Annotated in this window: 19 protein-coding genes; 12 read left to right on the top strand and 7 right to left on the bottom strand. The window is 72.1% G+C overall.

From position 1 onward, the window contains the following. The first annotated feature begins 37 nt into the window (after positions 1-37). Positions 38-910, top strand: a complete 873-nt coding sequence (locus tag Ate02nite_RS19390; RefSeq protein ID WP_203807455.1) for a LysR family transcriptional regulator — start codon at positions 38-40, stop codon at positions 908-910. On the opposite strand, the gene Ate02nite_RS19385 is transcribed toward Ate02nite_RS19390, so the two are convergent. The 3 genes from Ate02nite_RS19385 to Ate02nite_RS19375 all read right to left on the bottom strand — a co-directional run bounded on the left by Ate02nite_RS19385 (position 894) and on the right by Ate02nite_RS19375 (position 4,508). After that, positions 894-1,751, bottom strand: coding sequence for a deoxyribonuclease IV (locus tag Ate02nite_RS19385; RefSeq protein WP_203807452.1), 858 nt, complete (start codon positions 1,749-1,751; stop codon positions 894-896). The genes Ate02nite_RS19390 and Ate02nite_RS19385 overlap by 17 nt on opposite strands. Next, on the bottom strand, positions 1,742-3,685 hold the full coding sequence (gene pknB / locus Ate02nite_RS19380; protein ID WP_203807450.1) for a Stk1 family PASTA domain-containing Ser/Thr kinase: 1,944 nt from the start codon (positions 3,683-3,685) through the stop codon (positions 1,742-1,744). Before pknB ends, Ate02nite_RS19385 begins: the two co-directional genes overlap by 10 nt. 124 nt (positions 3,686-3,809) lie before the next feature. Then, positions 3,810-4,508: a hypothetical protein gene (locus Ate02nite_RS19375; protein ID WP_203807448.1), complete on the bottom strand. Its 699-nt coding sequence runs from the start codon at positions 4,506-4,508 to the stop codon at positions 3,810-3,812. Positions 4,509-4,541: 33 nt separating this feature from the next. Here Ate02nite_RS19375 and Ate02nite_RS19370 point away from each other — a divergent pair, with 33 nt between their 5' ends. Genes Ate02nite_RS19370 through Ate02nite_RS19360 form a run of 3 tightly spaced genes read left to right on the top strand, consistent with a single transcriptional unit; the run spans position 4,542 to position 5,612 of the window. Further along, the gene (locus Ate02nite_RS19370) at positions 4,542-4,892 is read left to right on the top strand and encodes an Rv2175c family DNA-binding protein (protein ID WP_203807446.1); all 351 of its coding nucleotides are present in this window, start codon (positions 4,542-4,544) and stop codon (positions 4,890-4,892) included. A gap of 16 nt (positions 4,893-4,908) precedes the next feature. Continuing rightward, positions 4,909-5,265, top strand: coding sequence for a lycopene cyclase domain-containing protein (locus Ate02nite_RS19365; RefSeq protein ID WP_203807443.1), 357 nt, complete (start codon positions 4,909-4,911; stop codon positions 5,263-5,265). Further along, the gene (locus Ate02nite_RS19360; RefSeq protein WP_203807441.1) at positions 5,262-5,612 is read left to right on the top strand and encodes a lycopene cyclase domain-containing protein; all 351 of its coding nucleotides are present in this window, start codon (positions 5,262-5,264) and stop codon (positions 5,610-5,612) included. Before Ate02nite_RS19365 ends, Ate02nite_RS19360 begins: the two co-directional genes overlap by 4 nt. A 22-nt stretch (positions 5,613-5,634) precedes the next feature. Here the strand turns inward: Ate02nite_RS19360 and Ate02nite_RS19355 are convergent, their stop codons facing one another. Next, positions 5,635-6,702: a polyprenyl synthetase family protein gene (locus tag Ate02nite_RS19355; protein WP_203807439.1), complete on the bottom strand. Its 1,068-nt coding sequence runs from the start codon at positions 6,700-6,702 to the stop codon at positions 5,635-5,637. Between the two features lie 41 nt (positions 6,703-6,743). On the opposite strand from Ate02nite_RS19355, the gene metF reads away from it, so the two are divergent. The 3 genes from metF (at position 6,744) to Ate02nite_RS19340 (ending at position 8,836) form a co-directional block, all read left to right on the top strand. Further along, positions 6,744-7,673, top strand: a complete 930-nt coding sequence (gene metF, locus Ate02nite_RS19350) for a methylenetetrahydrofolate reductase [NAD(P)H] (RefSeq protein ID WP_203807438.1) — start codon at positions 6,744-6,746, stop codon at positions 7,671-7,673. A gap of 7 nt (positions 7,674-7,680) precedes the next feature. Further along, positions 7,681-8,328 (top strand): CDP-alcohol phosphatidyltransferase family protein, encoded by a 648-nt coding sequence (locus tag Ate02nite_RS19345; protein WP_203807436.1) that lies wholly within the window; start codon positions 7,681-7,683, stop codon positions 8,326-8,328. Between the two features lie 70 nt (positions 8,329-8,398). Next, positions 8,399-8,836, top strand: a complete 438-nt coding sequence (locus Ate02nite_RS19340) for an HNH endonuclease (RefSeq protein ID WP_203807434.1) — start codon at positions 8,399-8,401, stop codon at positions 8,834-8,836. 61 nt (positions 8,837-8,897) lie between these two features. Here Ate02nite_RS19340 and Ate02nite_RS19335 read toward each other — a convergent pair whose 3' ends face one another. Beyond that, on the bottom strand, positions 8,898-9,620 hold the full coding sequence (locus Ate02nite_RS19335) for a class I SAM-dependent methyltransferase (RefSeq protein WP_203807431.1): 723 nt from the start codon (positions 9,618-9,620) through the stop codon (positions 8,898-8,900). 75 nt (positions 9,621-9,695) lie between these two features. On the opposite strand from Ate02nite_RS19335, the gene Ate02nite_RS19330 reads away from it, so the two are divergent. From Ate02nite_RS19330 to Ate02nite_RS19310, 5 genes are all read left to right on the top strand, one after another. Next, the gene (locus Ate02nite_RS19330) at positions 9,696-10,607 is read left to right on the top strand and encodes an AraC family transcriptional regulator (RefSeq protein ID WP_203807429.1); all 912 of its coding nucleotides are present in this window, start codon (positions 9,696-9,698) and stop codon (positions 10,605-10,607) included. A gap of 176 nt (positions 10,608-10,783) precedes the next feature. Continuing rightward, the gene (locus tag Ate02nite_RS19325) at positions 10,784-12,334 is read left to right on the top strand and encodes an HNH endonuclease signature motif containing protein (protein ID WP_203807427.1); all 1,551 of its coding nucleotides are present in this window, start codon (positions 10,784-10,786) and stop codon (positions 12,332-12,334) included. Positions 12,335-12,629: 295 nt separating this feature from the next. Next, positions 12,630-13,838: a DUF6891 domain-containing protein gene (locus tag Ate02nite_RS19320; protein ID WP_203807425.1), complete on the top strand. Its 1,209-nt coding sequence runs from the start codon at positions 12,630-12,632 to the stop codon at positions 13,836-13,838. Positions 13,839-13,932: 94 nt separating this feature from the next. Further along, positions 13,933-14,436 carry a MarR family winged helix-turn-helix transcriptional regulator gene (locus Ate02nite_RS19315; protein WP_203807423.1) on the top strand — a complete coding sequence of 168 codons (504 nt, stop codon included), beginning with the start codon at positions 13,933-13,935 and terminating at the stop codon, positions 14,434-14,436. Between the two features lie 63 nt (positions 14,437-14,499). After that, a complete protein-coding gene (locus tag Ate02nite_RS19310; protein WP_239147520.1) occupies positions 14,500-15,987 on the top strand; it encodes an MFS transporter in 1,488 nt (495 codons plus the stop codon). Here Ate02nite_RS19310 and Ate02nite_RS49455 read toward each other — a convergent pair. Both Ate02nite_RS49455 and Ate02nite_RS19300 read right to left on the bottom strand, forming a co-directional pair. Beyond that, positions 15,874-19,479: a glycoside hydrolase family 3 C-terminal domain-containing protein gene (locus tag Ate02nite_RS49455; RefSeq protein WP_203807421.1), complete on the bottom strand. Its 3,606-nt coding sequence runs from the start codon at positions 19,477-19,479 to the stop codon at positions 15,874-15,876. The genes Ate02nite_RS19310 and Ate02nite_RS49455 overlap by 114 nt on opposite strands. A gap of 59 nt (positions 19,480-19,538) precedes the next feature. Further along, positions 19,539-20,525 carry a sialidase family protein gene (locus Ate02nite_RS19300; protein WP_203807419.1) on the bottom strand — a complete coding sequence of 329 codons (987 nt, stop codon included), beginning with the start codon at positions 20,523-20,525 and terminating at the stop codon, positions 19,539-19,541. Positions 20,526-20,528 lie beyond the last annotated feature (3 nt).

Here is a 20,528-nt window from a genome sequence, read left to right as displayed (position 1 = left end):
AACGATGATTGGTACGGCCGGTATTAGCATCGCTGATGTGGATCCGCACCTGCTCCGTACCTTCCTCGCGGTGGCCGACACCGGCTCGTTCTCGGCCGCCGCCGAGCGCCTGCGATACACCCAGTCCGCGGTCTCGCAGCAGATCGCGACCCTGGAGGCCGACCTGGGCACTTCGCTGTTCACCCGGCGCCCGGTCGCGCCGACCCCGGCCGGCGAGCGGCTGCGACGACATGCGGCGCTCATCCTGGTACGCCTGGAGGCGGCTCGCGCCGACGTGGCCCGCGCGCTGGCCCCGCCCGGCCGGCTGGTGATCGGGCTGACCCCGCTGTCCTGGGCGGCCCCGGTGGCGACCGCGATCGCCACCATCCGAGCCGAGTCGGCGCTGCTCCGCACGCACGTCCGGGTCGCCGATCGCGACAAGATTGTCGAGGCGGTGGCGGTCGGCGAGCACGACCTCGGCCTGGTGGACGGCTTCACCGCACCCAACGACCCGCTGCGCCTGCCCGAGCCCGGTGCCGGCGGCCCGCGGGCGGTCGGCGTCGCGGAGAGCCGGGCGGTGGTGGCGGTCCCGCGGACCCACCCGTTGCACGGCCGGTCGCGGGTCGGGCTGGGCGACCTGGCCGACGCGTACTGGATCGATGCCCCGGAGATCGCGCCGTTCACCCGGCTGCCGGTCGACGGCCTGCGGGCGAGCCTGCGCTACGACGGCTGTGACGCCACCGTGCTGGCCGGTCTGGTCGCCGCCGGGCACGGCCTGGCCGTGCTGCCCGAGCCCATGGTCGCCGCGCACGACGGCCTGACCGGCGTGCCGGTGGACCGGCTGGTCCACCGGGTGGAGTTGCTGTCGTTGCGCGCCGACGAGGACGGCCCGGCCGCCCGGCTGTCGGCGCTGCTCAGCGCAGGGACTTGAGCAGGGCGATGTCGGCCGCGTGGCCCTCGTGCTCGACCGACGGCGTCTCCACGATCACCGGGACGGCAGCGACGGCCGGGTGGGTCATCAGCTCGGCGAACGCGGCCTCGCCGATGCGGCCCTTGCCGATCGTCTCGTGCCGGTCGCGGGTCGAGCCGCACTCGTCCTTCGAGTCGTTGGCGTGGATCAGCATCAGCCGGTCGGCGCCGATCGTGTCGATCAGCGTGTCCAGCGTCGCGGTCATCCCGCCGGGAGTGGCCAGGTCGTGCCCGGCCGCCCAGGCGTGGCAGGTGTCGAAGCAGACGCCCATCCACGGGTGCTGCTCCACCGCCGCCAGGTAGGGGCCCAGGTCCTGCACCTTCGAGGCCAGGCTGCGGCCACCGCCGGCGCTCGGCTCGACGAGCAGTTTCGGCAGACCGCGGGCGGCTGCGTCGTCGAGCAGCGGCAGCAGGGCCTCGCGCAGCTGGTGCATCGCCTTGGCGTCGTGCTCGGGGTCGACCGAGCTGCCCGCGTGGTAGACCACCGCGGCCGCGCCGATCGCCCGGCCCCGGTCGAGGGCGTGGGCCAGCGTCGCGATCGACCGTTCGACGGTCATCTCGGTCGGCGAACCCAAATTCACCAGCAGAGAGGCATGGATGTACGCCGGGAGACCGCGCTCGCCGATGCCGTCCCGGAACAGGGTGTCCTGCTTCGGGTCACCGGGCGGCAGGGCCCAGCCACGCGAGTTGGAGACGTACACCTGCAGGGTCTCCGACCCGGCCGCGTCCACGTACGGCAGGGCGGCCTTGGCCAGCCCGCCGGACGTCTTGGTGTGCGAACCGATGGGACGGTCTAGAAGCACGCGATGACCACCTCGGTCTGCGGCGGCACCTGGGTGTTCACCGGGTTCTGCTGGCGGACGAAGCCGTTCTGGTTGAAGCCCTCGATGCGCACCCGCAGGTTGAGGCCCTGCAGGGTGGCCGCGGCCTGCTGGCACGGCTGGTTGTTCAGGTCGGGCACGCCGACCAGCGGCGGGCCCTTGCTGACGTCCAGGGTGACCTCGGCGTCCTTGGCCGCGCCGGTGCCCGCCTTGGGGGTCTGCGCGATGACCGTGTCGGCCGGCTGGTCGTTGTCCTTGTAGCGCTCGACCGCGGTCAGGCCCAGCCCCTGCAACGCGTTACGGGCGTCGTTGATGTTCTTGCCGACCAGGTCGGGCACCTGGATCGGGGCCCGGCCCTTGCTGACCACGACGGTGACCGTGTCGCCCCGCTTGAGCTCGGTGCCCTTGGCCGGGTCGGTGGAGACCACCGCGCCCTCGGGGACGGTGTCGCTGTACTGCGCGGTGCCCTCTTTGACCTTCAGGCCGTTCTGATCCAGCTCGGCCTTGGCCGCGGTCAGCTCGAGCCCGGCCAGGTCGGGCACCTCGAACCGCTCCGGGCCCAGCGACAGCACCAGCGTGATCGTGCCGCCGTTGACGATCCGCGCCTTGACGGCCGGATTTTGGCTGACCACGGTGTCCTTGGGGGCGGTCTCGCTGTAGGCGCCGTCGGCGTAGAACAGCTCGAAGTTGTTCTGCCGGGCGAACAGCTGCGCCTGCTCCTTGGTCATGTTGACCATGGTTGGCGCCTCGGTGTAGCGACCCAGCGTCACCCACCAGGTGCTGCCGATGACCACCAGCACCATCACCGCGATGGCGGCCGACAGCAGGATGCGCCGCCGGTCGAAACCGGTGTTACGGCCCAGGGCGGCGTCGCCGCGCCGGTAGACCTGGGTGTTGCGGCTCTGCTCGGGCAGCCGGGCCCAGGTGGGCCGGTCGGTGCCGTAGCCGTCGGTGACGGCCGGAACCATCGCGGTCGCGTCGGCGTCGGCGTGCCGGGACTGCGGCACCTGACGCAGCAGGGCGGTCTCGACACTGGCCGCGCCGAGGTCGTCCTTGACCGCCTGGACCTCGCCGAGCAGGGCACCGGCGTCGGTGGGCCGGGCGCCCGGGTCGCGGCGGGTGGCCCGGGCGACCAGGTCGTCGAGCGCCTTGGGGATGCCCTTGACGACCGCCGACGGGGGCGGCACGTCGTTGTCGACGTGCTGCCAGGCGACCTCGACCGGGTCGTCGCCGTCGAATGGGACGCGGCCGCTGAGCATCTCGTAGAGCACGATGCCGGCCGAGTAGACGTCGGTGCGCGCGTCCGCGTGCCCGTCGGTGACCAGCTCGGGTGCGACGTAGGCCACGGTCGCCATCAGCTGGCCGGAGTCGTCGACGCTGCTCGCCTCGACCGCGCGGGCCAGCCCGAAGTCGGCCACCTTGACCACGGCGTCGATCAGGTTGCCGGCGCCACCGCTGGGCGCCTCGGCGACCAGCACGTTCTCCGGTTTGACGTCGCGGTGGACCAGGCCGGCCCGGTGGGCGGCGGCGATCGCGGCGAGCATCTGCTCGAGGATCGCGCAGGCCTCGTTGGGGTTGAGACGGCGGCGCTGGCTGAGCACGTCCCGCAGGGTGTGACCCTGCACGTACTCCATCACCAGGTAGGGCAAGCCCTGGTGGCGGCCCTGGTCGTACACGGCCACGACGTTGGGGTGGGTGAGCCGGGCGATCGTCTTGGCCTCGTCGGTGAACCTGTCCACGAAGTGGACATTCGTCGCCTGCGAGGGGTGAATGATCTTCAGGGCCACGGTGCGTTCGAGTCGCTGATCGGTGGCCGTGTAGACGGTCGCCATGCCACCACGGGCCACTCGACCGGTGATCCGGTAGCGGCCGTCAATCGTCGTGCCGATCAACGTGTCGGCGACTGTGGTGTCCATCGGCGTGAAGTGTATGTGTCTTTCCGGTGGGGGCAGACCAGGATGTCATAGCTGAGTCCAAACGGGTACGCCCGCGGTCCGGACCAGCTGCTCACACCGGCTGTCTGCCCCGACAAAAGCGGATTTACTGCCGTCGGTGGCGATGCCAGGAATCAGGGGATTCGCTAGGTTCGACCGAATCGGAGGGTGTGGCCGACGTCTCGCTGGGTGAGACGGAGGCGCTCGGCGAAGCACTGCCGGAGGGCGTCGGCGAGGCCGATGAGCTGGGCGCGGTCGGTGTCGGCACCGGCGGGCTGTCGCAGCGACATCCGGGTTTGGCGGTATTTGTCGTCCGAATCGGACTCACGTTCGCCGGCTGCGGTGGCAGCGACGGGATCGGGTCCGTCGTGGCCGGGCCGGGTGCGTCCGCCGCCGGCTCGAGGCCGACCGCTGGGGTACGGCGTGAGCTGTGCACCGCCGGCACGGGACCCTGACCGATCCCGGTGTTGGGCGTGAAGGTGCTCGTCGCCGCCGGTCGGGCCGGCACCGTGTCCGCGGCCGCCGACGGCTCCTTCAGCAGCGACCCGAGTCCGTTCACCACCCCGAGGTAGGCACCGGTCGCACCGACCACGGTCAGCACCCCCAAACCGGTGACGGCGAGCGCCCGGCGCGGCCGCCGGGGCGGGACGAACTCCGCGAACACCGGACCGCCGAAGGTATTCATCCCGGTCGACGTCATATCCGGCCCGCCCGGTGCGGGCTGCACCGGCCGGCGGCCCATGTCGTAGCGCACCGACCGCCACGCTCCGGTCAGCTCGGCGCGGACTCTCCGCCACAGGCTCATCGCGTTCGTTCTCCGATCTGGCACGCTGTAGGAGTGAGCGATTCCGTTACTGCCGGACCGGCCGCCTGGGTCAACCTGCCGGACCTGTCCGAAAAACTCGGCGTGTCGATCAGCAAGGTCCACCAGATGATCCGGGACGGGCACCTGCTGGCCCTCAAGCACGACGGGGTCCGCCAGGTCCCCGCGGAGCTCGTGGCCAACAGCACGGTGCTCAAGCACCTGCCCGGCATCCTGACCTTGCTACGCGACGCCGGGTATAACGACGAAGAAGCCCTCCGGTGGCTCTACGAGCCCGATCCGACCGTGGACGGCAACCCCGCGCTCGGGCTGGGCGGCGACCGGGCACGCGAGGTGAAGCGGCGCGCGCAAGCTCTGGGTTTCTGATGGCGCGGGGTTTCTAGTGCGGCACCTCGCCTACCTGCTGGTTCTCGCGGGCTGCCTCGGGGCGGCGAGCTGGCTCGAACCAGTGCTGCGGGTGCACGTCTTCCGCCGGTGGCGGCGGCTGTTGCTGGCCGTCGTTCCGGTGGTGATCGTCTTCGTCCTCTGGGACCTGGCCGCGATCGCGGCCGGCCACTGGCACTTCGATCCGGCGCAGACCACCGGCATCGTCTTCCCGGGCGGCCTGCCGCTGGACGAGGTGCTGTTCTTCGCGGTGGTGCCGGTCTGCGCGATCCTCGGGTTCGAGGCCGTCCGAGCCGTCCTGGACAAACCAGCCGGCGACGAGTTGGCCGGTGACGAGTTGGCCGGTGACGAGTGAGCTACACCGCCGCCGCGCTGACCGGGGCGCTGGTGGCGATCGGGCTGGACCTGTTCGTGTTCCGGGTGCGACTGCTGGGCCGGGCCGTCTTCTGGGCCACCTACCCGATCATCATCACCTTTCAGCTGCTCTCGAACGGCATCCTGACCGGCCGGAACATCGTGATGTACGACCCCGACGCGATTGTGGGAGTGCGGATCGCGTACGCCCCGGTTGAGGATCTGGTCTTTGGATTTGCCCTGGTTCTTCTGACTTTGGACCTGTGGGTGTGGTGGGGGCGGCGCGGCGTGCAGCGCGAGCCGAAGGCCGGTCAGGGCAGCGCGTTGCTGCGCCGCCTGCGGCGTTAGCCTGCGCCGTTAGCCCGTGCCGCTAGACCGTCCGGCGGGTGGCCGCGTCGGCCAGCGCGCGCAGCACCGTGCGCGCCTCCTCGTCGATCGGCGCCGCCGCCAGGGCCGACAGCGACGCGGTCATCAGGTCGTCGATGCGCTGCTCGGTCGCGGCCAGGGCGCCGCTGTCCCGGATCAGCGCGCGCAGGCGCTCCACGCCGTCATCGGTGAGGGACTGATCGCCGAGTCCTTTGTCCAGTTCGTCCCACGCGCCGTCGTCCAGGGCGCCGAACGCCGCCGCCACCAGGTACGTCCGCTTTCCCTCGCGCAGGTCGTCGCCGGCCGGCTTGCCGGTCTGCGACGGATCCCCGAACACGCCGAGCACATCGTCACGCAGCTGAAAAGCCTCACCCAACGGCAGACCAAACGCGGTGTACGCCTCGTGCACGCTCGCCGGGGCGCCGGCGACCGCCGCGCCCAGCAGCAGCGGCCGCTCGACCGTGTACTTCGCGGCCTTGAACCGGGCCACCTTGCCGGCCCGCTCCAGCGACGTGTCGGCGGTCGCCTGGGTGAGCACGTCGAGGTACTGACCCACGGTCACCTCGGTGCGCATCTCGTCGAATACCGGGCGGGCCCGGGTCAGCTCGGCCGGGCCCAGCCCCGAGGTGTGCAGCAGCTCGTCCGACCAGACCAGCGACAGGTCGCCGAGCAGCACCGCCGCCGCGTCACCGAACGACGCGGACGCCCCGCGCCATCCGGCCCCGGCGTGCCGGCTCTCGAACCGGCGGTGCATCGACGGCTCGCCGCGCCGGGTGTCCGAGCGGTCCATCAGGTCGTCGTGGATCAGCGCGCTCGCCTGCACCAGCTCCAGGGCCGCCACCGCCGCCACCACCTCGTCGCCGTCGGCGCCGCCGGCCCCGCGGTAACCCCAGTAGGCGAACGCCGGGCGCAGCCGCTTGCCGCCGCCCAGCACGAACGCCTCGAGCGCGTCCGAGACGTCGGCCAGGGCCGGGTCGATACCGGCCAGGCGGGTGCGCTGATCGGCGAGGAAGGCGGTCAGGGCCTTGTCGACGCGAGGTCGCAGGCCGGCCACTTCGACAGGGGAGGTCACGGGGAAACGCTAACCGACGCCCGGCCGGTAGAGTTCTTGACGTGGCTCTCGGACTTCCCTCACGTCTTCCCGGCACACCGGCGATCGGTGAGCTCATCCGGCATGCCGCGCCGACCTTCTCTTTCGAGTTCTTTCCGCCCAAGACGCCCGAGGGCGAGACGCTGCTGTGGAAGGCCATCCGCGAGCTGGAGTCGCTGCGGCCGAGTTTCGTCTCGATCACCTACGGCGCGGGCGGCACCACCCGCGACACCACGGTCGCCGTCACCGAGCGGGTCGCCACCGAGACCACGCTGCTGCCGATGGCCCACCTGACCGCGGTCAACCACTCGGTCGCCGAGCTGCGCAACGTGATCGGGCGGCTGGCCGGCGCCGGCATCCGCAACGTGCTCGCGGTGCGCGGTGACCCGCCCGGCGACCCGATGGGTGAGTGGGTGCGGCACCCCGAGGGCGTGCTCTACGCCGAAGACCTGGTCCGGCTCCTGAAGGAGTCGGGCGACTTCAGCGTGGGCGTGGCCGCGTTCCCCTACAAGCACCCCCGCTCGGCCGACACCGACACCGACACCGCCAACTTCGTGCGCAAATGCCGGGCCGGCGCCGACTTCGCGATCACCCAGATGTTCTTCGACGCCGACGAATACCTGCGGCTGCGCGACCGGGTGGCGGCGGCGAGCTGCCAGACCCCGATCGTGCCCGGCGTGATGCCGGTGACCCGGATGGCCACCATCGAGCGGTCGTCCCAGCTGTCCGGCGCGCCGTTCCCGGCCAAGCTCCTGGAGCGTTTCGAGCGGGTCGCCGGCGACGAGGCCGCGGTGCGCGAGCTCGGCATCGAGGCGTGCGCCGAGATGTGCCAGAAACTGCTCGACGAGGGCGTGCCCGGCATCCACTTCATCACCCTCAACCGCTCCACCGCGACCCGCGAGGTGTGGCAGCTGCTCACCCCGGCCCCCGCCACCGTCGCCGCGGCCGCCTGACACCGCGGTGACCTGGGACGACTACTGCGCGGCCTGGTCGAAGCTGCACGGCGGATTCAACCCGGCGACCGCGTCGCCGTTCGTGCGGGGTTGGGTGCGCACGGCGTACGGAATCGGCTCCTGGCTCGGCGCCAAGCGCATCGGACCGTCGGCGGTGACCACCGCCGGCCTGGTTCTGTGTCTGGCCGTGCCCGGCGCGGTGAGCCTGGGCCGCGCGGGTCTGCTGGCCGGCGCGGTGCTGGTGCTGCTGGCAGCGCTCGCCGACGGCCTCGACGGCGCGGTCGCGGTGATCACCGGACGGGCCACCCGGCTCGGCTACGTCTACGACTCGGTGGCCGACCGGCTCGGCGAGGCCGCCTGGCTGTACGCGTTCTGGCTGGCCGGCGTGCCCGGCGGGCTGGTGGTGGCGGCCGGCGCGGCGAGCTGGCTCCAGGAGTACGCGCGGGCCCGCGCCACCGCCGCCGGGATGGCCGAGATCGGCGTCGTGACGGTCGCCGAACGACCCACCCGGGTGCTCATCGCGATCTTCGGCCTGCTGCTCGGCTTCGCGCTGACGCAGCTGGTCACGGTCGCGACAATCATCTGGATCGCGCTCGCCACGGCCGGGTTGCTGCAGCTCACCGTCGTGGTGCGGCGAGAGCTCGGAGATCATTAATCGGTTGTCCCTCGTGGAGCGCTTTCCCTACCGTGTGCTCATCGCTCAGTCACGCGGGGAGGTGGCCACGATGAGCGCCGTCCTTGTTCTCAACGCCGACTTCGGGCCGCTGCACCGGGTCAGCCTCCGGCACGCCGTCCGCATGCTGTTCCGGCAGGTGGCGGTCGTGCACGAGGCCGAGCCCGACCGGCAGATCGGGGTCTACCCGATGCCCACCGTGGTGCGGCTGGTCAGCTACGTGGTGACCCGCTGGCGGCACAGCCGCGGCCCGGCCTGGTCCCGGGTCGGCGTGCTGGCCCGCGACCACCGCGCCTGCGCCTACTGCGGTGCCCCGGCGTCCACCATTGACCACGTGCTGCCCCGCTCGCGCGGCGGCGCCAACGAATGGACCAACACCGTGGCCGCCTGCGGCCGCTGCAACAACCGCAAGGGCGACCGCACCCCGTCCGAGGCGCGGATGCCGTTGCGAGTGCGGCCGGCCGCCCCGTCCTGGGCCGCGCTCGCCTGACCTTGCGGCCAGATCGCGGCCGGCGGGCCGGCACGGGGGCAGGTCCGCCGGTCGTCCCGAATCAGGGGCGGGTCGCCTGCACGAAGGTGACCCGGCCGAGCCGGTGGTCGGCGTGTGCGACCTCCCGGGCGTCGCCGAAACCGGCGTCGGCCAGGAGGGTGACGATGCCGTTGCCGCGGTTGCGGGACACCACCGGGCTGCGCGCGACCCGGGAGTGCATCGGGCGGGTCAGGTGCCGCCAGCGGGCCGAATGTCCGGCGTTCTCGACGTCGGACGCCGGGCCGCCGAAGTCGGCGACGGTGACCGTTCCGCCCGGACGAAGAGCGCGTAACGCGTCCCGCGCGAGCGCGATGCGGCCGTCGTCATCGACGTGGTGCAGGGCCAGTGCCGAGATCAGATGGTCGAGCGAGGCGTCCTCGGCGGGAATCCGGTCGGCGTACCCCCGGACGAGGGTGAGCGGGACGTTCCGGCGGCGGGCCTTGCGTGCTGCCCGGCGCAGGGCCTGCGCGTCGGGGTCGAGGCCGGTCACCCGCGCGCCCGGCTGGGCCGCCAGCACGGCGAACGACAGGTTGCCCGTGCCGCAGCCGACATCGACCACGGTCTGACCGGGCTCGATGCCGGCGAGCGCGACCGCTCGCTCGTGCAATGCGCGGACGCCGGCCACCCGGGTGAGGGCGTCGTAGAACGGGAGAAGCCAGGGCTTTCGCGCACCCGGCAGGAACGGGCGGTCCCGCTCCTCCGGAGTCCGCTGATCAAGGATGCGTACGGGGGTCGAAGGTGCCATTGATGCCTCCCTCTCGTCGTCACCTCCAAGACTTGGATATCCTGCGGTCGTCAGGCAGGACTAAGCGGGGTGAATATGGGACTTTCTTCGGTTGCTCCCTCGAGCCTGCGGACGGTACGGCCGGGCGGGACGCTGGTCTACCGCTACCGGCAGCGCCCCGGTCTGCCGCCCGTCTCGGTGACCCACTTCGACACCGAAGCCACCCACGCCGGCCTCCCGCCGGACCACCGGCACGCGCACGACTTCTTCGTCCTGCTCTACGTCGAGCAGGGCACCGGCTCGGTCACCGTGGACGGCACCGAGCGGTCACTGCGGACCGGCGAGCTGCACGCCGTGTCGCCCGGGCAGGTCGTCGGCGTCGGGGCCGCGGCGGAGATCGCCCGCGGCCGCGCGTGGTCGGTCGCCTTCACCCCGGACGCCGTCCCCGCCCTCGCCTCGGTCTCCCCACTGGCCTGGCTGCACCATCCCCTGCTCGCCCTGTTCGCGGCCGACGGGCCGCCCGCCCGGATTGCCGGCCCCGACCGGGCGGCCTGGTCGGGGTGGCTGGCGGAGCTGGCCGGGGAACTGGCCGACCCGGCCCGCCTCGGCGCCCACGAGGCGGTCGCCGCGCTGCTCACCCGGCTTCTGGTCGCGGCCGCGCGGCTGGCACCCAGCGCTCCGCCCGCGCTGGACCCACTCGTCGAGCGGGTCTTCGCCCAGATCGAGGCGACGTTCCGCCAGCCGGTCTCCGCCACCGACGTCGCCCGCGCACTCGGCTACACCCCCGGGCACCTCACGACCGTGCTCCGCCGGCGCACCGGCCGTCCCCTGCTGGAATGGATCACCGAACGGCGGATGACCGAGGTGCGGCGAATGCTCCGCGAGACCGATTTGTCGCTCGACACCGTCGCCACCCGCACCGGCCTGCGCGACGCCACCTATCTGGTCCGCCGCTTCCGCAACCGCTACGGCATCACCCCACAGCGCTGGCGCCGCACCCAGCAGTAGTCCCCTGTCCCGATGCCCACCGTGGTGCGGCTGGTCAGCTACGCGGTGACCCGCTGGCGGCACAGCCGGCGAGGCCGAGTTGGTGCACCGCGCGGCGGCGCCCTTGCGGGCTCGATCGCGGTCGGCGGGCCGGCACGGGACAGGTCCGCCGGCCGTCCTGATTTTTTGTCGTACAGGTGTGCGAATCTGTCGGGGTGCTGGAGGAACTGACCGAGATCCGCGACATGCTCGCCAAGTGCGACGTGCCGCTGTGGTCCGGGTCCGACTCCGACGTGGTGACCGCGATGGAGAAGGGCTGGGCCTGCGCGCAGCAAGCTCTGGCGGTCACCGCGCGCCTCGTCGGTGAGGCTTCGCGCCGTGGAATTCCACGGCGCGAAGCCCAATCCAGCACCCCCGTGTGGCTACGCCAGCGACTCCGCACGACCATCTGGGAGGGCCGGCAACTGACCAGGCTCGCCGCCGCCCTCGACTCCCCCGCCCTCAACGCCGCCGTCACCGCCGGCACCCTCACCACCGAGCAGGCCCGAACCATCGCGGCCGCCCTCACCGACCTGCCCCGCGACACCGGCGCCGACACGATGGCCGAGGCTTCAGCCGCGCTGATCGCGCTCGCGGCCGAGTTCGACCCCACCAACCTGGGCCGGCTGGGTTCCCGCATCCTCGCCCACATCGATCCGGAAGCCGCCGACCGGCACGACGCCGAAACGCTGCGCCGGCAGGAGGAAAAGGCGAGGCGCACCCGCGGCTTCACGATGAGCCCGTTCGGCGACGGCCGAGTGCGCCTGTCCGGCTGGCTCGACACCACCGCGGCCGCCACGGTCAACGCCGCCCTGGACCCGCTCTGCCACCCCAGCCGCGATCCCGCCGCCGACCCGCCGTGCCGCTCCGACCGCGACGCCGTCCTAGACCCCGCCACCATCCTCGACCCCGCCACCATCCTCGACCCCGCCACCATCCTCGACCCCGCCGCCGACCCGCGGCACCAGGCCTACCTCGACCCCTCCGGCGACCCGCCGTGTCATCCCGACCGCGACGCCGCCTTCGACCCCGACCTCGCCCGCACCCCGGCCCAGCGCCGCGCGGACGCCCTGGTCGACATCTGCGCCCAGGCCCTGCGCAACGGCGACCTGCCCACTTCCGGCGGCGAACCGGCCCAGGTGGTCGTAACGATCCCCCTCGACACCTTGAAGACCGATCCGGCCGCAGCGGCGACCAGCGCCGGCGCGACCCCCGGCCCGACCCCCGGCCCGACCCCCGGCCCTGGTGCGGCGCCGACCTGTCCCGGGCGGTTGGACACCGGCGCGCCGGTCAGCGCCGCGGAAGCGCGGATGTTCGCCTGTGACGCCCGGATCATTCCGGCTGTTCTCGGCGCTGACGGCCAGGTTCTCGACCTCGGGCGCTCCCGCCGCCTCTTCACCGGCCCGCTGCGCCGCGCCCTCATCCTCCGCGATCGCGGATGCTGCTTCCCTGGCTGCGACCGGCCGGCCGCGTGGTGCGACGGCCACCATCTGATCCCCTGGGCCGACGGCGGCCCGACGGCGCTGTCCAATGCCTGCCTGCTCTGCCGGCATCACCACCGCGTCATCCACCACACCGACTGGCAGGTCCGCCTAGCCGCCGACGGCCACCCGGAGTTCCTGCCACCCGCCAGCGTCGACCCGCTGCGCCGGCCCCGGCGCAACACCTTCCACCTGGCGTTTTCCCCGGCGTTCCACCAGCGCGAATAGGTCGTTGACCCACGTCGGGCCGTTGATCAAGACGCATGGGCCAAACTTCGGAAATCCTTGCCGTCGAGCAGGGCACGCCAGGCCTGGTAGTCCGCTTCGCGCCATTCAGCGAGGCGCGCCTCGGCAAGCCGACAGCCGGGACGCCGGGACGCCGGGACGCTGGGACGCCGGGACGCTGGGACGCCGGGACGCTGGGACGCTGGGACGCTGGGACGCTGGGACGCCGGGACGCCGGGACGCCGGGACGCCGGGACGCTGGGACGCTGGGACGCTGGGACGTTGCTATCTTGCCGCGGTGCAACCCGATGACCTTCGGCAGTCCGCGACCGAGTACGCACGTGGTGAGGTGGCCCGCGGCCTTATGACGTGCGGGATGATCGTGTCCGGTGTGGCGGAGTACCTGCACGGTCAGGGCGACGTCGCCGACCTGTACTCGCTGGCCTGGGAGATCGTGCCGCGCGAGCTCGCCGCGCACCTCGATGCCCAGGCGGGGTGGCCTGCTCGGACCGACAGCGATCGGCTCACGGACGCGTTTCGCGCGCTCGATCTGGCGGGGATCGTGGCCCGGGAGGATTTCGCGTGCTGCCAGTCCTGCGGGAACAGCGAGATCGGCGACGAGGCAGGCACCGGGGAGCCGGCTCGCGGATACGTTTTTTATCACGGGCAGGATGCCGAACGGGCCGCTCAGGGCGGGACCCTGTGGCTGGCGTACGGCTCCTTCGACAAGAAGATCGGCGAGGCGCAGATCGGCGACGAGGTGGTGGCCGCCCTGCGCGGTGAGGGCCTGGAGGTGGACTGGACCGGCGACCCGCTCGAGCGCGTTCACGTCCGGCTGCGGTGGGCGAAACGCCGGCACGGCCGGATGGCGGCATTTCCGGTGAGCGCTGAGCTCGGTCGTACGGCGGAAGTGCGGTTCGCTCCGGACCGGAACATGGTCTTCCCGCCGATGTCACTGGGCGCGCTCGCCGCGCTCGAGCTGCCCTGGTTGCCCGACGATACGAGCGTGCGGGTCGACGACGGCGAACGGACGGTGACGATCCGGCGCGAGAGGCACCGCCTGATCAGCGATGACGGCCGGGAGGCGGGCCGCTTCGAGGGTTTGCGGCTTCTCGACTCGGAAGACGAAGGTGCGGAAGACGAAGGTGCGGAAGACGAAGGTGCGGTACCCAGCGAGACGGGGCTCATCGAGGTCACCTACCAGTGCATGCCAACTGGTCCGCAACAGGTCGCCGGCCAGCCGATGAGTCTGCCCGAGATACTCGCCGTCGTGCGGCGGCTGCCCACTCGGACGAACTCCTGGCTGGCTGCCGTCCACGACGCCGGCATCGTGCAGATGCGGTGGGAGGACGGAAGGCTTTGGCTCGAGTCGCCGCTCGTGACCGAGTCCGCCTCGGTCGGCAAGTACGCCAGCCTTGACGATGCCGAGCGAGTGCTCACAATCCTGGCTACCGAGAACCGTAACGCTATCCGCGAGCTGGACGGCGTAACCACCAAGGCCTGGTGACAGGCCGCCGACCGGACCCCGTGCCTCCATCGCCATCGGTAGTCCCAGGTTCGGATCATCCGCTATCGGATAATCCAAGGATAAGATTGCCCACATGGCAGCACCTGAACGCACGGCATCACCTGAACGAACCGGCGCGCCTGAACGGACCGAGCGGGACATCACCGGGCTGCTCAACATGGCTGGGCATGTGCTGTCCAACCGGCTGGGGGCCGCGCTCGCCGACATCGGCATGACGCCGCGGATGCAGTGCGTGCTCATCCACGCGCTTGAGGAAGACCGCACTCAGATTCAGCTGGCCGCGCTGGCCGACCTGGACAAGACCACGATGGTCAGCACCGTGGACGACCTCGAGCAGCTCGGCCTGGCCGAGCGACGGCCGTCGGCCACCGACCGGCGAGCCCGGATCGTGGTGGTCACCGAGAAGGGGCGCGCGGCCGCCGAGGAAGGGCAGCGGATCGTCGACCGGGTGCACTCCGAAGCGCTCGGCGCCCTGTCACCGGCCGACCGGGCCGCGTTCGTGGCGGCGCTTGGTGCGCTGGTCGAGGCGCCCAAGGACCCTGGGCCGCAGCCGATCCGGCGCGCGCGAGGGCGGTAGGCAGGCGCGCGGGTAGGTGATTAGCAGATAGTCCGGTAGCGGATTATCTGTTACGGTCGGGTCATGAGCCCTTCCGTGAACCATCGCTCGGCCGCGCTCGCCGTGCTCTGCGCCATGTCGCTGATGATCGTGCTGGACAGCACGATCGTCGCCGTCGCTGTTCCGGACATTCAACGTGAGCTCGGGTTCTCGCCGGCCGGGGTGTCCTGGGTGGTCAACGCCTATCTGGTCGCCTTCGCCGGGCTGCTCCTGCTGGCCGGGCGCCTCGGCGACCTGCTCGGCGCCTGGCGGGTCTTCCTTGCCGGGCTGGCCCTGTTCACGGTGGCCAGCCTGCTGTGCGGGCTGGCACCCACGGCCGGGTGGCTGGTGAGCGGGCGGTTCGTCCAAGGGGCCGGCGGCGCCCTCGCGGCGGCCGTGGTGATCGGCATGATCGTGCGGCTGTTCCCGGAGCCGGGGGCGCAGGCGCGAGCCATGGGGATCTACAGCTTCACCCAGGCCGGTGGGGCGGCGCTCGGGTTCGTGGCCGGTGGCGTCCTCACCGACGCGGTCGGCTGGCCGGTCATCTTCCTGGTGAACGTGCCGATCGGCGCCGCCGTTTACCTGGCCGGACGGCGGCTGCTCCCCCGCGAGTCCGGCCCGGGCTTCGCCGCGGGCCTGGACCTGCCGGGGGCCGCGCTGATCACCGCGGGTCTCTCTTCCGGGGTGTACGCGATCATCGCGAGCTCGCCCCTCGCCGGGGTGCTTGCCCCGGTGCTGATCGTCGCGTTCCTGCTCCGGCAGCGGTACGCCCGGCGGCCGCTGATCGCCCTGCGCGTGCTGTCCCGCCGGTGGCTCCTGATCGCGAACGCCGCGGTTCTGCTGATCTTCGCGACCGGGATGGGGTTCCAGTTCCTGAACGCCCTGTTCGTGCAGCGGGTGATGGGCTACGACGCGCTCGGCACCGGGCTGGCGTTCCTGCCGACCCCGCTGGTGATCGGCATCGTCTCGCTGTTCGTGGCGCCTCGGGTCACCGCCCGCTTCGGGCCGCGGCCGGTGCTGCTGGCCGGGCTGTCGCTGTTCCTGGTCGGGCTGCTGCTCCTGGCCCGGATGCCGGTGGAGGTGTCCTATGTGGCCGACATGCTGCCGCCGCTGATCGTGATGGGTCTGGGCGTGGGCGTCACCGTGCCGGCCATCATCATGCTGGCCATGGCCGGGGCGGCCCCGGCCGACACCGGCACGGTCTCCGGCTTCACCAACACCGCCCAGCAGGCGGGCGGCGCCCTCGGCCTGTCGATCCTGGCCGTGGTCGCCGCCAACCGCACCGCGGGTTCCACCGAGGTGGCCGCCCTGCACGACGGTTACGTCCGGGCCTTCCTGGTGGCGGCCGGCTTCGTCGTGGCCGCCCTCCTGATCACGGCCCTGCTGCTGCGCCGCCCGCCGGCGGGAGAACAGCGCTGCTCAGCCGATGGCGACGGTGAAGATGTGCATGCTGGTCTGGGAGGCGGTCACGCCCTGGCTGATGTCGGGCAGGGTGAGGTAACGGACGGTCTTGGCCGGGTCGAGCGGGATTGACGTGAAGTAGAGGCTGACCTTGCGGTCGCGCCGGCCGCTCGCCATGTTGTGGTAGGCGACCGACGTGACGATGGCACCACCGGCGGCCGGCGCGTTGGCGTACCAGTCGGCGAACGCCAGGGTGGACGTCTGGGTGGTGCCGTCGGTGTAGGTGATGGTCGCCGGGCCCGAGGCGGTGCCACTGACCCCGGTGCCGACCAGGCCGAGCCGGGCGCCCGGACCAGTGCCCGAGCCGGCGCTGGTCAGGTCGATGGTCTGGCCGCCGGCCACCACGTTGCCGGCGGCGCCGGGCTCGGCGGCCGGCCAGATGAAGTCGAGGCCGTCGTGGCGGAAGACCGCCCCGGGTGTGATGGCCGGGGTCGCCGCGGCCAGGGCCTGCGCGGAGTAGGAGTAGCCGCCGCCGTCGAGGTTGCCGGTGGCCGGCTGGGTGTCGTCGCTGACCCCGGCGTTGCCGTACGCCGCGGCCAGGGACGGGAACGGCAGGGCCACGGTACGGGCGGCTGACGCGGTCGCCAGGCCGCTGGTGCTGCGGAACGTGGCGTGCGCGGTCACGTCGTACGCCCCGGGTTGGGTCGGTGGGGTGAGGGTCCACGAAGCCCGCACCGTCGCGCCGGGGGCGACCGACGCGAAGGTGGTGGGGCCGTCGGGGGTCACCGACCAGCCGCCGGGGGCGTCTACGCCGAGCGTCACGCCGGTCAGCGGGACCCGGCCGGGATTGGGCAGGGTGGCGGTGGCGGTGATGCTGCTCCCGGCCGTGGTCAGGGACGGGACGTCGAGGGTGAAGGGCTGCTCGACCACGATCGGCGTGGTTCCGGTGACGCCGCCGACGGTCACCGCGATGGTGGTCACGCCGGCCGCGACCGCGGTGACCCGGCCGGACGGGCTGATCGTGGCGACCCGCGGGTTGCCACTGCGGTAGGTCACCCGGGCCCGGTCCAGGTTCACGAACGACTCGTCGTTGTGCACGGCCTCGATCACCCGGTCGGCCCGGACGTGCTCGCCGGACGGAGTGGCGTCGGACCGGGCCGTGTCGTCGGCGATCCACGGGTTCCGGCCGCGCAGGTCGAGCGTGTCACCGGGGCTGAGTCGCACCCGGTCGGGTTGGACGGTCACCGAGGTGATCCGCGGGGTGATCCGGCCGTGGATGCGGACGTCGACGGCGCCGGCGACGTGCGCCGCGTCGGCACCCACCTGGAACCGGTAACGGCCGTTGTAGACCACCTGCCTACGTTGCTTCTCGTCGTAGAAGGCCAGGTCGGCGGCCTGGACCGGAATGGCTACCGTCTCGTGTTCGCCGGGCTGCAGGACCCGGGTCTTCCGGAAGCCGGCCAGCCGCTTGGCGGGCAGGTCGACGCCGGGGACGGCGGGAGTGGTGGCGTACAGCTGGGCGACGGTGGCGCCGGGGACGGTTCCGGTGTTCGTGACGTCGAACCGGACGGTGATCCGCCCGTCGGGGGTGGTGGCGGCGCGGTCGGTGCGGACCGGCCCGTACCCGAAGGTGGTGTAGCTCAGGCCGTAGCCGAACGGGTAGCTGGGGGTGCCGGTGAAGTACTGGTAGGTGCGGCCGAGGCCGCCGGTCTGGGCCGGGGTGAGCCCGTAGTTCTCGATGCCGGGAAGCTGGGCGTCGTCCCGGTACCAGGTGAAGCTCAGGTGCCCGCTGGGGTTCTGCTTGCCGAACAGGACGTCGGCCAGCGCGGTGCCCTGGCTCTGCCCGTTGTAGGCGCCGAAGACAACGGCCGGGAACTTCGGCTGTACGTCCTCGATGGCCAGTGGTCCGCTCGCCTGCAGGGCCAGCACGGTTCGCGGGTTGCCGGCCGCGCCGACCTGGTCGATCAGCGACCGGTAGTTGCCGGGCAGCGCCAGGGTGGCCCGGTCGCGGCCCTCGGTCGCCACGTTGAGGTCGGTGCCGGCCACGACCACGACCAGGTCGGCGGCGGGCAGCTCGGTCAGGGTCTGCGCGGCGCAGGCGGCCGGGGTGGTGGCGGTGGTCGAGGTGGCACAGGGGTCGAAGGTGACGGTGGCCCCCGGCAGCGCGTTTCTGATCCCCTGCACGGCGTTGACCTGCACGGTCGGGTCGCCGGAGTAACCGCCGAGGGTGACCTTGCCGGCCAGGTCGCCGACCACCACGACGTGGTCGAGGCTCGCCGGGTCGGCCGGCAGCAGGGCGCCGTCGTTCTTCAGCAGGACCAGGGAGCTGGCCGCCACCTGCTCGGCGAGACGCTGGTGATCCGTACTCTCGATCTGGTCTTTCTGGATCTTTGTCCAACCGACCTCGGCGGGCGGGTCGAACTCGCCGGTGGCCATCCGGGTGGTGAAGACCCGGACCAGGGCGTCGTCGAGTACGCCCTCGCTGAGCACGCCCGCGACGATGGCTTCCCGGACGTTCGCCAGGGTGTACTCGTCGCCCTTGCAGTTCAGCTGGGTGCCGGCCCGCAGCGCCCAGGCCTGCCCGCCGGCCGCGCCGGAGAGCTGCCGGCCGGTCGCGGTCTCGGTCCAGGTCGTCGTGCCGCCGGCGGTGCTGGTGGTCCAGCCCGGCGGCGCCCAGTTGTGCCGGTTGCTCGCCCAGATGTCGGTGATCGCCCCGCAGTCGGAGGTGGTGTAACCGCCGAATCCCCAGGTGCGCTCGGCCAGCAGGTTGGCCAGGTAGGTGTCGGCCGGCGCCGGGGTGCCGTTGACCCGGTTGTACGCGGTCATCAGGCCGGACACGTGGGCGTCCTGGATGAGGCTGCGGAACTGCGGGGTGTAGTAGTTGCGGATGTTCGCGTCGGTGGTGTCCGAGCTGCCGGACTGCCGGGTGGCCTCGACGTTGTTCAGCGCGAAGTGCTTGGCGGTGGCCGCGGTCTTCAGGTACGGCGTCAGGCGCTCGCCGGACCGGGTCTGCCCCTGGTAACCGTTGACGTACGCGCCGGCCAGGGTCGCGGTCAGCACCGGGTCCTCGCCGAAGCCCTCGTCGTTGCGGCCCCAGCGGGGGTCGCGGGCCATGTTGACGGTCGGCGCCCAGTACGTCAGGTTGCCGTACGCCGCCGGGTCGGGCCCGATGTTGTTCTGCCCGGTCCCCCACAATGACCGGTCGAGCAGGCCGCGGGCCTCGTCGGAGATGGCCGTGGTCTCCTGGTAGATCAGCTCCGGGTCCCAGGACATCGAGGTAGCCAGGTTGGTCGGGAAGCTGGTGGCGTGCACACCACCGCCGACGCTGCCGTGCCGGGCGTTGCCGCCGAGCCGGTTGATCCCGTGCTGGCCCTCGTTCCAGTACGTGTACTGCTGGATGCCCAGGCGCGGAACGGCCGGCGCACTGTTGGTGTGCAGCTGGGCCACCTTCTCCGGGAGCGTCAGCCGGGACACCAGGTCGGCGGCCCGCTCGGCGAAGGAGTAGCGGGGGTCGAGATAGGCCGGGGTGGGCGGTGCGGCCGCCCGGGCCGGCGTGACCGGGGTGAGCCCGGCGGCGAGCAGCCCGGCGATCACCGCGGCAGCCCTGGTTCGATGGCGCGCCATATCGTCCTCCCTCGATGTCTTCGCGAGGAGGCTAGGCAACTGAACGCAATTAAGTCAACCTATGAAACTAATCCCGGATAGTCCTCGGCCGATGTGCGGAAGGCGACTACCGTGCGGGCCGGGATGTCGAAGCCCAGGGTCAGGAACTGGCCCGGGGACAGCTCCACGCTGGACGGGTTGGCCTGGTCGGGGTGGCCCGAGTCGTACAGCTGGATGTCGGGGTAGCCGTCCCAGGTCGCCAGCGGCCGCCGGACCAGGCGGCCCACCGTGTCACGGTGTTCGGCGAAGCGCTTGGACAGGTCGCCGTAGGTGACCAGAACCTCGCCGTTCGCCAGACGCAGCGCGTGGTGCGACGAGGCCGGCATGTCGGTCGGGACGGGTGCGGTCCAGGTGTGGCCGTGATCGGTCGAGCGGGAGAGGTAAGCGTGCTCGACCGTGGTGCGGATCAGGGCCACGATCTGGCCGTCCAGGACGGTCAGGGTCGGCTCCTGGAAGTGGAACGTGCTGCCGTGCGCCACCGAGACCTCGGACTTGGCCGGCCAGGTGTGGCCGCCGTCGGTGCTGCGGACCACCACCGCCCGGTGCCACTTCTCGCCGGGCGGGCGGTTGTAGACCGGCAGCAGCAGGTCGCCGCCGGGCAGTTCGACGGCGGCTCCGTGCGACGCCCACCAGTGGCTGCCGACCTGCACCGCGTGCGACCAGGTGCGGCCGCCGTCGGTGCTGCGCCGCACCTGGACGCCGTGGTTGTCGTGGGTCCGCTCGCCGGTCCACTCCAGGACGAAGTAGCTCAGCAGGACGGTGCCGTCGGAGAGGACGGCCAGTTTCGGGTCGCGGTCGTCGTGTGCGCCGTCGACCACGACCCGCGGCCTGCTCCAGGTCTGCCCGTCGTCGGCGGAGGACACGACGGCGATCCGGCCCTCGTGGCTGATGTGGCCGGTGCCCTCCCGGTAGGCGGCCAGCAGCCGGCCCTCGGGCAGCCGCACCACGTCGGGAAAGTGCGGAAGCAGGCCGTCGGCGGCGTGCGCCACCACGATCGGGTCGGACATTGG

It is taken from the genome of Paractinoplanes tereljensis, from assembly GCF_016862435.1.
GTDB lineage: Bacteria > Actinomycetota > Actinomycetes > Mycobacteriales > Micromonosporaceae > Actinoplanes > Actinoplanes tereljensis.
This window is presented reverse-complemented; position numbering and strand designations above follow the sequence as displayed.

What these genes read in the sequence shown, in the direction of transcription:
- Ate02nite_RS19310 (WP_239147520.1), top strand. Translation starts at nt 14,500, where the DNA reads ATGAGCCCTTCCGTGAACCATCGCTCGGCCGCGCTCGCCGTGCTCTGC.
- Ate02nite_RS19300 (WP_203807419.1), bottom strand. Translation starts at nt 20,525, where the DNA reads ATGTCCGACCCGATCGTGGTGGCGCACGCCGCCGACGGCCTGCTTCCG.
- Ate02nite_RS19330 (WP_203807429.1), top strand. Translation starts at nt 9,696, where the DNA reads ATGGGACTTTCTTCGGTTGCTCCCTCGAGCCTGCGGACGGTACGGCCG.
- Ate02nite_RS49455 (WP_203807421.1), bottom strand. Translation starts at nt 19,479, where the DNA reads ATGGCGCGCCATCGAACCAGGGCTGCCGCGGTGATCGCCGGGCTGCTC.
- Ate02nite_RS19315 (WP_203807423.1), top strand. Translation starts at nt 13,933, where the DNA reads ATGGCAGCACCTGAACGCACGGCATCACCTGAACGAACCGGCGCGCCT.
- pknB (WP_203807450.1), bottom strand. Translation starts at nt 3,685, where the DNA reads ATGGACACCACAGTCGCCGACACGTTGATCGGCACGACGATTGACGGC.
- Ate02nite_RS19375 (WP_203807448.1), bottom strand. Translation starts at nt 4,508, where the DNA reads ATGAGCCTGTGGCGGAGAGTCCGCGCCGAGCTGACCGGAGCGTGGCGG.
- Ate02nite_RS19335 (WP_203807431.1), bottom strand. Translation starts at nt 9,620, where the DNA reads ATGGCACCTTCGACCCCCGTACGCATCCTTGATCAGCGGACTCCGGAG.
- Ate02nite_RS19340 (WP_203807434.1), top strand. Translation starts at nt 8,399, where the DNA reads ATGAGCGCCGTCCTTGTTCTCAACGCCGACTTCGGGCCGCTGCACCGG.